General features: G+C 54.3%; 7 protein-coding genes. 6 read left to right on the top strand and 1 reads right to left on the bottom strand.

The window, feature by feature from the left end; genetic code table 11:
- Positions 1-122: 122 nt before the first annotated feature.
- Entirely contained in the window at positions 123-878 is a 756-nt protein-coding gene (locus BJU60_RS06215) for an alpha/beta hydrolase (RefSeq protein ID WP_070328039.1), read from the bottom strand.
- Positions 879-1263: 385 nt separating this feature from the next.
- Here BJU60_RS06215 and BJU60_RS06210 point away from each other — a divergent pair, with 385 nt between their 5' ends.
- The 6 genes from BJU60_RS06210 (at position 1264) to BJU60_RS06185 (ending at position 12484) form a co-directional block, all read left to right on the top strand.
- Complete coding sequence (locus BJU60_RS06210; protein WP_070328038.1) at positions 1264-4779, top strand: chitobiase/beta-hexosaminidase C-terminal domain-containing protein; 3516 nt, start codon at positions 1264-1266, stop codon at positions 4777-4779.
- A gap of 98 nt (positions 4780-4877) precedes the next feature.
- Complete coding sequence (locus BJU60_RS06205; RefSeq protein ID WP_070328037.1) at positions 4878-6083, top strand: NAD(P)/FAD-dependent oxidoreductase; 1206 nt, start codon at positions 4878-4880, stop codon at positions 6081-6083.
- A 51-nt stretch (positions 6084-6134) separates the two neighbouring features.
- Positions 6135-6785 carry a hypothetical protein gene (locus BJU60_RS06200; protein ID WP_070328036.1) on the top strand — a complete coding sequence of 217 codons (651 nt, stop codon included), beginning with the start codon at positions 6135-6137 and terminating at the stop codon, positions 6783-6785.
- Positions 6786-6887: 102 nt separating this feature from the next.
- Positions 6888-8972 carry a heparinase II/III family protein gene (locus BJU60_RS06195; protein ID WP_070328035.1) on the top strand — a complete coding sequence of 695 codons (2085 nt, stop codon included), beginning with the start codon at positions 6888-6890 and terminating at the stop codon, positions 8970-8972.
- Positions 8973-9084: 112 nt separating this feature from the next.
- Positions 9085-11094 carry a catalase gene (locus BJU60_RS06190; RefSeq protein ID WP_070328034.1) on the top strand — a complete coding sequence of 670 codons (2010 nt, stop codon included), beginning with the start codon at positions 9085-9087 and terminating at the stop codon, positions 11092-11094.
- Positions 11095-11227: 133 nt separating this feature from the next.
- A complete protein-coding gene (locus BJU60_RS06185) occupies positions 11228-12484 on the top strand; it encodes an MFS transporter (RefSeq protein WP_070328033.1) in 1257 nt (418 codons plus the stop codon).
- Positions 12485-12523: the final 39 nt, after the last annotated feature.

Genomic DNA, 12523 nt, shown 5'->3' with positions numbered 1-12523 from the left:
CCTCCTAAGCCTACGATTAGTATCAATGAAGGTACATACCACTGTTTGAGTAAATCTAATCTTACAATAGCATTAGTGCAAGCGTTTGCAAAGAAGTGCAAATAAAAATGCAGTCTTAGAGACTACATTTGTTCAACCGTCGTCACTTGTTCACAGAACGTACCGATCGCGTCGGCTAATCGACCGCGATCATGGTCCAGCGTCGCCACATGGTACGATTGCTCCAAAACGATACGCTGCTTCGGTGCCTGAATCTTGTCATACAACCATATCGAATCTTCCGGCGGGACGACGTGGTCGACAGCGGAATGGATGACGCACGTCGGAACTTCTACGTCCGACACACGAGGCCGAACTTCCTCGATCAAAGCGAGCAATTCGCGAATGGCCGACGTCGGTACTTTGTCGTAGACGATCTCATACACGTCATTTGCCTTGATATCCGGCTCGTCCTCGTCGATGAAGCGACAGACGTCGTCAGCCGCATGACACGCGTAGCCCGGTACAGACAACGCCGCGTTGATCGTGATGACGGCGTCGGCAAGGCCGGCGAGCGCGGCTTTCAAGGCGAGCGTCCCGCCCATCGATTGTCCGACGACGATGACGTGGCGACATCGCTCGCGCAAGAAGCGGATACCTGCTTCCATGCTCTCATACCAGCACTTGCCCGTCGAACATCTAAAGTCCTCGGGGTCCGTCCCGTGCCCCGTCAAGCGAGGGGCATACACCGTGAAGCCCTTTTCCATCAAGTCAATCCCGACATCGCGCACGCTTTGTGGTGTCCCATTAAAACCGTGACATAATAATATCCCGGTTTGATTCCCTTCATAATAAAACGTCCCCGCTCCCGGGATGACCGGATAAGTAGTCGTCGTCATTCGTTTCCTCCCTATCAATTCACAGTTAACCGATACACTTAATTTGTATTAATGAATTGTAAGAGTTCATGGCCTTGTCGTCAACCTAAAAGGGAAAATCCATAAACTCATTACCTTGTCATCAAAATGTAATATGAACTTCGTTAAAAGAAGATTGAGTTCTGACGTCTGCTTGGTTATGTTTAACATGTAGTTGCAAAGTTGGTAAATGATAGTCAAATACACCAATCGATGGAGTCGTAACGAGCCATTTTCATAGACACCAGTCGAATAATGTAAGCGCTATCATTTCTCGTATTGACTAGGAGGGGGCTAACGCTCAACAAGTGACCAAACGAATTGGGAAATCGTATCGGCCATCTACATACCAAAGGGAGACTACAACATGGGGAAACCAAAAGCACGTTCACTCAAACAAATGACCGGCCTCGCTTTATCAGCCGGACTAATCGTCAGCAGCATGACGCCAATCGCGGCAAACGTACAAGCCGAAACGTTGAACGCAGCAGACTTATTCATCTCGGAGTATATTGAAGGCTCAAGCAACAACAAAGCGATTGAATTGTTCAACGGAACCGATTCAGCCATCGACCTCTCTGCCTACAAGCTCGAACTGTATTCAAACGGCGGGACGGCTCCTGGCACGACGCTCAACTTGACGGGGACCCTCCAACCGGGTGGCACGTATGTCATCGTCAACGGCAGTGCGAGTGAAGCGCTCAAGGCAAAATCAAATGCGACGAGCGGCGTGACGAATTTTAACGGTGATGACACGCTCGTCTTGAAAAAAGGTGACACTGTGCTCGACGTCTTCGGTCAAATCGGTGTCGACCCGGGCACAAAATGGGGAACAAGCGTCGCGACCGCTGACCAAACGTTGGTTCGAAAAGACACAGTCACGACAGGTGACGTGAATGGTAGTGATGCGTTCGAACCCGCTACGGAATGGAATGCTCTCCCGATCGATACGTTCACGAACCTCGGGTCGCACACGTTCCAAGGTGTCGTATACGGCGATGGCGGAACGGTAGAACCACCGGCACCGGTCACTCCGATTTCAATCAGTGATGCCCGCACGAAGGCAGAAGGTGAAACGGTCACGATCAAAGGCGTCGTTACGGCCAAACTTGCGAACACGATCTCGATTCAAGACGCGACAGGCGGCCTCTCGGTCCGTCCGACATCACTCGCGGTCAACGTCGGCGATGAAGTCGTCGTCACAGGTGCAATCGGTTCATACCGTGAGCTCCTTCAATTAAACAACGCCGTCGTCGTCTCGAAACAAACGGCGAGCGTTCCTGCTCCACAAGTGTTGACGGGCGAGCAGATCAATGAGGACGTCGAGTCTGAACTCGTGACGGTGAAGAACGTCACGCTCTCGGGTAGCGGTCAGAACTTGACGGCGACAGACGGAACGAAGGAATTTGTCGTCCGTGACGAACGCGGCATTCTCGATTTGCAGACGGGCATCAACTATTCGTCGATTACAGGAATCGTCCAACAGTTCGACAACACGTATCAAATCATCCCGCGTGACGTGTCGGACACAGTCATTGACCCATCTGTCCTCCGTCCGGCGACAGCGAAGCCAGGTGCAGGAACGTTCGTCGGGCCACAAGATGTGACGCTCTCGACGACGACTGCGGGCGCTGAAATCTATTACACGCTCGATGGGTCAGACCCGAAAGTGAACGGGACGCGTTATACAGGTCCAGTCCGTGTCGAAGAGACGAAGACGCTCAAAGTCGCCGTCAAGTCAGGCGATGCGTTCAGCGCCGTGACAACGTACGACTATAAGATCACGGACAAGATCCGCATCCATGACATCCAAGGCGCGAGCCACACGTCACCGCTGAACGGCCAAACGGTCGAAGGCGTCGAAGGAATCGTCACGTACACGTTCGTCTCGATGGGTACGACTTATTACTACATTCAAACACCGGACATGGAAGCCGACCAAGACGCACGCACGTCAGAAGGCATCATCCTGTACGGCGGACGTTCGATCGCCGGCATTCAAGTCGGAGACCTCGTCAACGTGAAAGGTGTCGTCAGCGAGTATGCGATCGAAGGCTATAGCGATCGCCAACGGACAGATATGTTGATGACACAAATCGATACACGCAACGGACAAGTCGATGTCGTGAAGAGTGGCGTCACACTCCCGACGCCAGTGAAGATTGACGAGTCGAACTTGCCGACCGAGTTTATCGACAGTGACGCCCTCGCCGTCTTCAATCCAGACAAAGACGCCATCGATTTCTGGGAAAGCTTAGAAGGGATGCGTGTCGAGACCGCTAACCTCAAGTCAGTATCGCCGCAACAAAACGGTGACCTCGTGACCGTACTCGAAAGCACGCCTACCGAGACGTTCAACGGAGGAATCCTTTTGAAGAAAGATGACGCAAACCCGGAACGGATCCAGTTCCGTCTCGAACCGAACACAGAAGCGCGTGAGTTCGATGTCGCGACCGGTGACCGTTTCAACGGACCAATCGTCGGTGTCGTCGGTTATTCATATGGCAACTACAAAATTCAAGCAGGTCTCGATGAGATGAAAGCTGCCTTCGTCAAAGGTGATGCTAAGCGTGAGACGACATTCATCGAGGCAGAAGAAGACAAGTTGACGATCGCTTCTTACAACCTCGAGAACTTCTCGAACAACGTGAAGGAGACGTCGGACGAGAAGGCACTCAAACTGGCGAAAGCGTTCGTCGAAGAGTTGAACAGTCCGGATATCATCGGCGTGACCGAAGTTCAAGACAACAACGGGCAAAGCACAGGAGATGCTGCAGCTGACCAAAGCTATCAGCGCTTGATTGACAACATCGTCGCCGTCGGCGGCAAGACGTACAAGTACGTCAACATCGATCCTGAGAACAATAAAGACGGCGGTGCACCGAACGCCAACATTCGTGTCGGCTTCTTGTATAACCCGGAGCGCGTCTCACTCACGGAGGGCATCCCTGCCGGTGACGCGACGACGGCTGTCGGCTACGAGAACGGGAAATTGACGCATAACCCGGGCCGGATCGAGCCACTCGACCCAGCCTTCAACAGCTCACGCAAGCCGCTCGCAGCCCAGTTCGACTTCCAAGGCGAGAACGTCGTCGTCATCGCCAACCACTGGAATTCAAAAGGTGGCGATACTGGTTTCTTCGGTTCACAGCAACCGGTCGTCCTCGGCAGTGAAGTGCAACGTAAGAAAATCGCACAACTCGTCCACAACTTCGTAGCGGACGTGAAAGCCGATAACCCGGATGCGAACGTCGTCGCCCTCGGTGACTTCAACGACTTCGAGTTTTCGGACGCGCTTCAAATCTTCAAAGGTGACTTGATGACGAACATGGTCGAGAAAGTCCCTGCCGTCGATCGTTACTCTTACGTCTACCAAGGCAACTCGCAAGTGCTCGATCACATCCTCGTGTCGAACCGTTTGGCCGCTACGACCGAGATCGATATGATTCACGTCAACGCCGACTTCACAGAGATGTCAGGTCGGGCCAGTGACCACGATCCGGTCCTCGCGCAAATCGATCTCACGCCAACACCGGAAGTACCAGAAGTAGAAGTGAAACGCTACACGGTCGAGAATAATAAGGCCGCCCGTCTCGTCTTACAAGACGACTTCATCGGCGTGACGATCGGTAAAGGGACGAACTTCAAGAACGGCATCTTCGTGCGCGGCGTTTACACGGAATTGACGGGTGACCCGCTCAAGAACGTCGTCGTTCAAGTGAAGCCGAAACAAGCCGGTGCCATCATCGACTTTAAAGGCGCGACCGTCAAAGAAGTCATCGTCGACGGGACGAACCTTGCAGAAATTCGTGGTGCCGAGAACATCAAACGCATCACGTATACGAAAGGCGCGTCTACTAAAACAGTTGTCGTCAAAAAATAACGAACGCTACCGCAGACATCTCGTCTGCGGTTTTTTGCGTTTTCAATCTCAAAATTCGGGGATTAAGAAGAAGATGCTGATTATCGGAGGATGACGTCATGGAAATGCACAACGGGAACTTATATTGGCCGATCACTGAGTCGGAACAGATCGTCTTACAAAAGCCGATCCGAAAAGAACAGTACGACGTGCTCGTCATCGGAGCCGGCATGTCCGGCACATTGACGGCTTACACGCTTTATAAGGACGGCATCGACTTCGCCGTCCTCGACAAAGGAAAAGTCGGAGCCGGAAGTACGGCGGCGAACACTGGGCTCATCCAATATTCAAACGACATCATGTTGCATGAGCTCGCTGATCAGATCGGGGAAGTCGATGCCGTCCGCTTCTATAAATTATGTAGGGAGGCGGTCGATGCGCTCGATGAGGTCGCCGAGACCGTCGACGCAAAAGACGTCTACATCCGACGCGACAGTCTTTGCTTCGCGAGCGAGGAGGCAGATGTCTCCAAACTGAAACGTGAATATGAGATGCTCACCAAGCACGGGTTTGACGCTGAATGGCTTGATCAAACGGCACTCCAAGACCGGTTCCCATTCGATAAACCGGCCGCACTGATCACAAAAGGCGATGCTGAAGTCAACCCGCTCACGCTCAGCCGTCAAGTCGTTCGCCACCTATCGATGAACGACGTTCCGATTTTCGAGGAGACGGACGTGACGGAAGTCGTGCCTGACGGAGACGGCTGGCTCGTCTTGACGCCAGACGGTACGTTCAAAGCCGGACACGTCATCTTCGCGACCGGTTACGGGCCGGCCCCACTGCTCGACACCCATCGCATCGAGCTCAACCGTTCCTACGCCATCGCGACGAACCCAATCAAGGATTTCAAGGATTGGGACGGGCAGGCGCTCATTTGGGAGACGAAACGTCCTTACCTCTATTTACGGACGACCGTCGATGGCCGTATCATCGCTGGCGGTCTCGACGAAGAAAAACCGGAGACGCCTCATAGCGACGCGCTCATCCGTAATCGGGCCGAACGGATTCGAGAAGAAGTCGAAGCGCTATTCCCGATGTACGAATTGACAGTCGAATACGCTTGGGCAGCTCTGTTCGGTGAATCGATCGACCACCTGCCCTTCATCGGGGAACACCCGGACCGGAAAAACCTGTTCTACCTGCTCGGGTATGGCGGCAACGGTACGGTTTACAGCATGTTAGGTTCTAAAATCTTGAGTGATTTAGTGCGCGGCATCAACAATTCGGATGCCCGGCTCGTACGATTAGATCGAACGCGTTAATCCCCTGGCGATCAGGGGATTTTTTCATACATAAGATTGGAAGTGATAACCATGAAATCGAAACGAAAACCGAAGTGGGTATATCGTCTGAGACGAGCGCTGCTGCTCGTCCCGGCCATCGCGTTCACCGCTTACATGTGGCCGAATGACCCGCCGAAACAGAAAGACAAAACCGAGCAGATGTCTCAGCACGAAGCAACTTATACGATTGAAGCGAGCAAACCGATACATGAAGATGACGCGGTCCGCTATGAATACGATGTCGTCGTCCACGGACGTCCTGACGTCGAGACGCTCCAGTCCATCAGCCATGACGTCATGAGTGAGGTGACCGAACGAGACACGTTCCAAGCCGCATTGATCCGTTTTTATGATCACGAGGCGTATATTGGCACGGACTCTCCCCTCGGTCAGGCCGTCTACGCGCCAGGAGGCGACTGGTCGCTCGCCGAGACGGTCGAGGCCGGCGACTACGACGACATGGTGTTCGGTTGGCAGCTTCGCGAGAAGGAATGGACCGGCCAACTATCTGAAGGCGAGGTACGTGTCTGGGAAGAGTGGAACAAGATTTACGAGGCGAAACAATCCAACGACCCTGATTTGAAAGCAAAAGTGACCCGGACCATCTCGACGAAATACGATCTCGAGCCTGAAAAAGTGCAGCATATCGTCTTGAAGCAGAGTGTTTGGGCAGCGTTGTGACACCTTTCGTTCACTGAACAAGCAGGACTTCCCTCCCCCAACGGCTAACTGTATGGGGCAGGGATTTTTTGCTGAATCGTGCTCCAGAAAGGACGACACTTTATGAGACGCTCCGTTATCGTCTTGGTTTTATTGCTCCTGATCAACATTAGTATTTCACCCGAAAACGTCGAAGCTGCGACGCCAGCCCCATATCAAGTAAGCGTCTCCGCCGGCACCATACTTTATCAATTTTCAGGCAAGACACTCATCCCGAAGACGACGCTAAAAAGCACGAAAATATTTCGAGCCGTCACGACATCGGGTGCCTACTATCGCCTCGTTGACGGAAGAACGACCTGGTACGTAAGGAAGCAAGATGGACGACTGATTTCGACGAACCTATCGTTAACCGCGATTGCGGACTCGGCAAACACACGGCTTATTCACGAATACATGAGGACGCTGACGCGCGGACATATCCCCTACTATTACGACGAGCTGAAAGACTCGACTGCCATCGCCCGAGCCGACGCCGCCATAAAGGGGAATTGGTATATCCCATCACCACCCTATCAGTTGCGCGTCCCAAATATTGATACATATCGATTCGACAAGTACGTCCCAAACGTCGATTCAAACTCATTCAAGTTTCAAATCCACTATTTCACGACACTTAACCAACTGACGCAAGCTTACGCCGCCACCGGACAAGATGAGTATCTCCGTTACGGGAAGCGAATCATCTCGAGCTGGACGAAGCAATATCCGATTTCTGCCTATACGCGCCACCCATGGCCTTACCATGACCACGGTACCGCGATCCGTACGTTCCATTTGCTCAATTTTTGGAACGTATTCCGGACATCGCGCGTCAATACTGACCCAGCGTTCTCACAACTGTTTGCGAAAACACTTTATGAACACGCGACGCTCTTGGCGAAGACGAGCTTTTATAAACCGAATAACAACCACGGTATCTTTCAAGACATGGCGCTCTCGGCCGTTGCCGAGACGCATCGATCCTTTGACCGCTCTGCGGCTTGGCGAGGGCTCGCCACAACCCGCCTGACGAGACAACTGAACCATAGTTTAAGTGCGGACGGCGTCCATCTCGAACACTCACCCTACTATCAAATCTATCTATATGACACACTCGCCCGCTTCAATGATTGGGCGTCGGCGAACCGCTTTGCGCTGTCGAGTCGAATGCGTGACGTGAAAGACATGCCGGTGGCGCTCACGTATATGCTCAAACCAAACGGCACGTTGCCGATGTTCGGCGACACACCGTCCATCACCCACCGAACGGACGCCATCCCTTACATTGAGCGGTATCCCCACCTCCTCTATGCGATGACGGGAGGCAAGGCCGGAGTACAGCCTACGGCCAAGGCAGGCCGACTGTCCAACCAATACGCATTCTTCAGGCAACATTGGGGAGGACGCTCCGGACCGTTCCAAGACGCCGTCCAAGTGACGATGACGGCTGGTTACCATAGCAACATCCATAAACATGCTGACGACCTGTCCATCGACTTGTACGGTTACGGCCGCGATTTCCTAGTCGAGAGCGGACGTTATGCGTACACGAAGCGTCCTGAACGGAACGTCGTGCTCCAAGCCGCTGCTCACAATACGGTTCACGTTGCCGGGCAAAGCTTCCGATTGATTCCGAGCAACTTGCGACGAAGCCAGATCACGTCGGTCGGGACCTCCTCGATTCAGTGGACGGCTTCCGCGACGAGCCAATTGATCGGGAACGGCATGTCGCACACTCGGCGTCTCGCCTATGACCGTGACGGGACGGTGCTCGTCTATGACCGGGTCACGAGTCCGGTGACCGAATCGTTCGTCCAGCGGTTCCATCTCGGTGTCGGATTGCACCGGGTGGCGAGTGGCAGTCGATACGCTTACTTCAAAGACGCGACTGGCCGCTCGCTCCATCTCCTGCAACTTGAGGTCGGCTCGATTCCAAAACTCGCCGTCGGGTCGAGCCACGTCTCGTACCGCGATTACGATTGGCAGCGCCGCAACCAAGTCACGACAACGAAACGCGGAAAAGGCGTGACATACTTGACGCTCCTTCACATCGGGGAAAAACCGACGAAAATCAGTTCCTACAAGATGGAGACGACCTCCCGCCACTATATCGTCCGATACACCTTATCAGATGGAACGACAAAGACGTTGTCGATGCTGCGTTAACCGACCCCCATTTTAAAATGGGGGTTTCTTCTCGTAGCGTTAGGGAAAAACCGTAAAGTAGGTCAATCACGGCTTACGTCGGGAGAGCATATACTTATGGGGAGGCAACATGATGGGGAATAAAAAAGAAGAACAGTTGAAACAACATACGATCGACAATGAACAAACAGCAGGACTGACGACGAACCAAGGACTGAAGATGGCGGAGGATGAGTTCTCGCTCAAAGCGGGGCTTCGGGGACCGACGCTCATCGAAGATTTCCACTTCCGTGAAAAAATGACGCACTTTGACCATGAACGGATTCCGGAACGGATCGTTCACGCGCGCGGCGTCGGTGCCCACGGAGAGTTTCAAGTATACGAGTCACTTGCCGACTATACGAAAGCGGATTTCCTGAACGATCCTGCGAAAGTGACGCCTGTCTTCGTCCGCTTCTCGACGGTACAAGGCTCACGCGGTTCCGGGGACACCGTCCGCGACGTCCGTGGTTTTGCGACGAAGTTTTATACGGACGAAGGCAACTATGACCTCGTCGGAAACAATATGCCGGTCTTCTTCATCCAAGACGCCATCAAATTCCCGGACCTCGTCCACGCGGTGAAACCGGAACCGCACACGGAAGTGCCGCAAGGCGGGAGTGCCCACGACACGTTTTGGGATTTCGTCGGCCAAAACCATGAGGCGGCTCACCACGTGATGTGGGCGATGAGCGACCGCGGCATCCCGCGTAGCCTGCGCATGATGGAAGGGTTCGGCGTTCACACGTTCCGACTCGTCAACAAGGAAGGGAAAGCCCACTTCGTCAAGTTCCATTGGAAACCGAAGCTCGGTGTCCACTCGCAAGTGTGGGACGAGGCGCAAAAGGCCGTCGGGAAAAACGCCGACTTCCACCGCGTCGACTTGTATGAGGCGATCGATAAAGGCGACTACCCGGAATGGGAACTCGGACTGCAGATGATCCCAGTCGAAGACGAGTTCAAGTTCGACTTCGATATCCTCGATCCGACCAAACTGTGGCCGGAAGAAGAGATCCCGGTCAAACTTGTCGGGAAGATGACGCTCAACCGGAACGTCGATAACTTCTTCGCCGAAACCGAACAGGTCGCATTCCATCCAGGGCATATCGTTCCCGGCATCGACTTCTCGAACGACCCGCTCCTGCAAGGGCGCTTGTTCTCATACACAGATACACAGCTATCACGTCTCGGCGGACCGAACTTCCATCAGATCCCGATCAACAAACCGGTCTGTCCGTTCCATAACAATCAACGCGACGGCATGCATCAAATGTCGGTCCATAAAGGCCAGACGAGCTACCATAAAAACGCGCTCAACAACAATCAGCCGGCACCTGTGCCGGTCGACCAAGGTGGATTTGAGCATTACCAAGAGAAAGTCGATGGTCACAAAGTCCGTGGCCGCAGCGACAGCTTCCTCGACTTCTACTCACAAGCCAAAATGTTCTACAACAGCATGACCGACGTCGAAAAGCAGCACATTCAAGACGCCTACAGCTTCGAGCTCGGCAAATGCGAGTCGGACATGGTGAAAGAAAATGCCGTCGACTTGTTGAACCGGATCGACCGTCACCTCGCCTCGGTCGTCGCCGACAACTTAGGCGTCGCACTGCCTGCCGAGAACAACGAAGTCGTCTCGGACAAAACATCGCCTGCCCTCAGCATGGCGGACACGATCTCGAAACCGGATACGAAGAGCGTCGCCGTCCTTCTCGCCGGTGATGTCGATGCCGCGCAAGTGAAGGCGTGGGTCCAAGCGCTCGCCGACAAAAAAGTGAACTATAGCCTCGTCGGGAAGAAATCGTACACGCTCGGTGACCTCAAAGTGAAAGAGACGTACGATACGGTCGACTCGAGCCTGTTCGACGCCGCTTTCCTCGTCAGCGCCGCGAGTTCGGTCGAAGACGACGTCCTCGAGTTTATCGAGAACACGTATAAACACTTCAAGCCGCTCGCTTTGCACTTACACGATGATTCAGTGCTCGATCAGTGCCGCGTCAAGACGGACCAACCTGGCGTCTACACGTTCAAACAGCACAGTCTCGACGGATTCGACACGTTCATCGACGGGATTGCCAAAGCCCGGTTCTGGGACCGCGCTTGACGCTTGACGATTCACGAACAGAAGGACTCAACTCGGTATTTTCGAGTCGAGTCCTTTTTTGTCCACCCTTCTTTTCCACACCTGCAAACGTTATACTAGGTGGGGTATAAGTTGATGGAGGAGGAATCGTGTCATGCGAAATAAGATTGATTCATATGTGACCGACACCGAGCAACAACGCCGTCTGTATAAACGGACGTTGTTCGTCGTCGTGCTGTCTCAAATTTTCGGGGGTGCCGGCCTCGCCGCAGGCATAACCGTCGGGGCGCTCCTCGCCCGCGACCTGCTCGGGACCGATGCGTATGCGGGTGTCCCGACGGCGCTGTTCACGCTCGGCTCTGCCGGCGCCGCGTTTCTGATCGGGATGATATCGCAACGGGTCGGACGCCGTTTCGGACTCGCGACCGGGTTCTTGACGGGATCACTCGGTGCGTTCGGTGTCATCTTCGCCGCCGCGTTCGAGAGCGTACCGCTCTTGTTCGTGTCGCTCCTCATTTACGGGGCCGGGACGGCGAGCAACCTCCAGGCCCGTTACGCCGGAACGGATTTGGCGAATGCGACCGAACGGGCGACCGCGGTCAGTATCGCCATGGTATCGACGACGTTCGGTGCCGTCGCCGGACCGAACTTGGTCGAACCGATGGGGCGGGTTGCTGACGCCATCGGCATCCCGACGCTTTCTGGTCCGTTTTTACTCGCGGGAGCCGCCTACTTCGTGGCCGGTCTCATCTTGATCGTGTTTTTGAACCCTGACCCGCTCCTCGTCGCCAGAGCCATCGAATCGAAACGGAAGCAATCGACAGACGCGACGCAACGTCAACCCGAAGAAGTCCACTCTCGTCTTGGCGTGTACGTCGGTGCTTTCGTCATGGTGCTCAGCCAAATCGTCATGGTCGCCATCATGACGATGACACCTGTCCACATGCGGCAGCACGGCCATGAACTGAGCGCGGTCGGTCTCGTCATCGGCTTCCATATCGGCGCGATGTATTTACCCTCGCTCGTGACCGGCGTGCTCGTCGACAAAGTCGGCCGTGAAATCATGGCCATCGCTTCCGGGGTGACGTTATTCTTCGCAGGCGTCGTCGCGGCGTTCGCACCGGCCGACTCGCTGTTCTTGTTGATCGTCGGCCTCGTCTTGCTCGGTGTCGGTTGGAACTTTGGTCTCATCAGTGGGACGGCCATCTTGGTCGATGCGACGACACCCGAGACGAGAGCGAAGACGCAAGGATCGGTCGACGTCTGGATCGCCTTGTCCGGCGCCTCGGGCGGCATGCTGTCCGGTATCATCGCCTCCCAGTCGAGCTATTTGACGCTATCACTGCTCGGCGGAATCGTTTCACTCGTTCTCGTACCGATCGTCCTCTGGTACCGCCGCCACTTGATCTAATGAAAAACCGATCCGCTCACGCGAATCGGTTTTTCGTGC

Origin of the sequence: Exiguobacterium aurantiacum (assembly GCF_001766415.1) — a bacterium.
Classification (GTDB): domain Bacteria; phylum Bacillota; class Bacilli; order Exiguobacteriales; family Exiguobacteriaceae; genus Exiguobacterium; species Exiguobacterium aurantiacum_A.
The sequence above is the reverse complement of the archived record's forward strand: the minus strand, read 5'-3'. Positions and strand labels throughout refer to the sequence as shown.

Bases quoted from the DNA above. Each gene is read 5' to 3' on its own strand.
- BJU60_RS06215 (WP_070328039.1), bottom strand. From the start codon at position 878: ATGACGACGACTACTTATCCGGTCATCCCGGGAGCGGGGACGTTTTAT.
- BJU60_RS06210 (WP_070328038.1), top strand. From the start codon at position 1,264: ATGGGGAAACCAAAAGCACGTTCACTCAAACAAATGACCGGCCTCGCT.
- BJU60_RS06205 (WP_070328037.1), top strand. From the start codon at position 4,878: ATGGAAATGCACAACGGGAACTTATATTGGCCGATCACTGAGTCGGAA.
- BJU60_RS06200 (WP_070328036.1), top strand. From the start codon at position 6,135: ATGAAATCGAAACGAAAACCGAAGTGGGTATATCGTCTGAGACGAGCG.
- BJU60_RS06195 (WP_070328035.1), top strand. From the start codon at position 6,888: ATGAGACGCTCCGTTATCGTCTTGGTTTTATTGCTCCTGATCAACATT.
- BJU60_RS06190 (WP_070328034.1), top strand. From the start codon at position 9,085: ATGGGGAATAAAAAAGAAGAACAGTTGAAACAACATACGATCGACAAT.
- BJU60_RS06185 (WP_070328033.1), top strand. From the start codon at position 11,228: ATGCGAAATAAGATTGATTCATATGTGACCGACACCGAGCAACAACGC.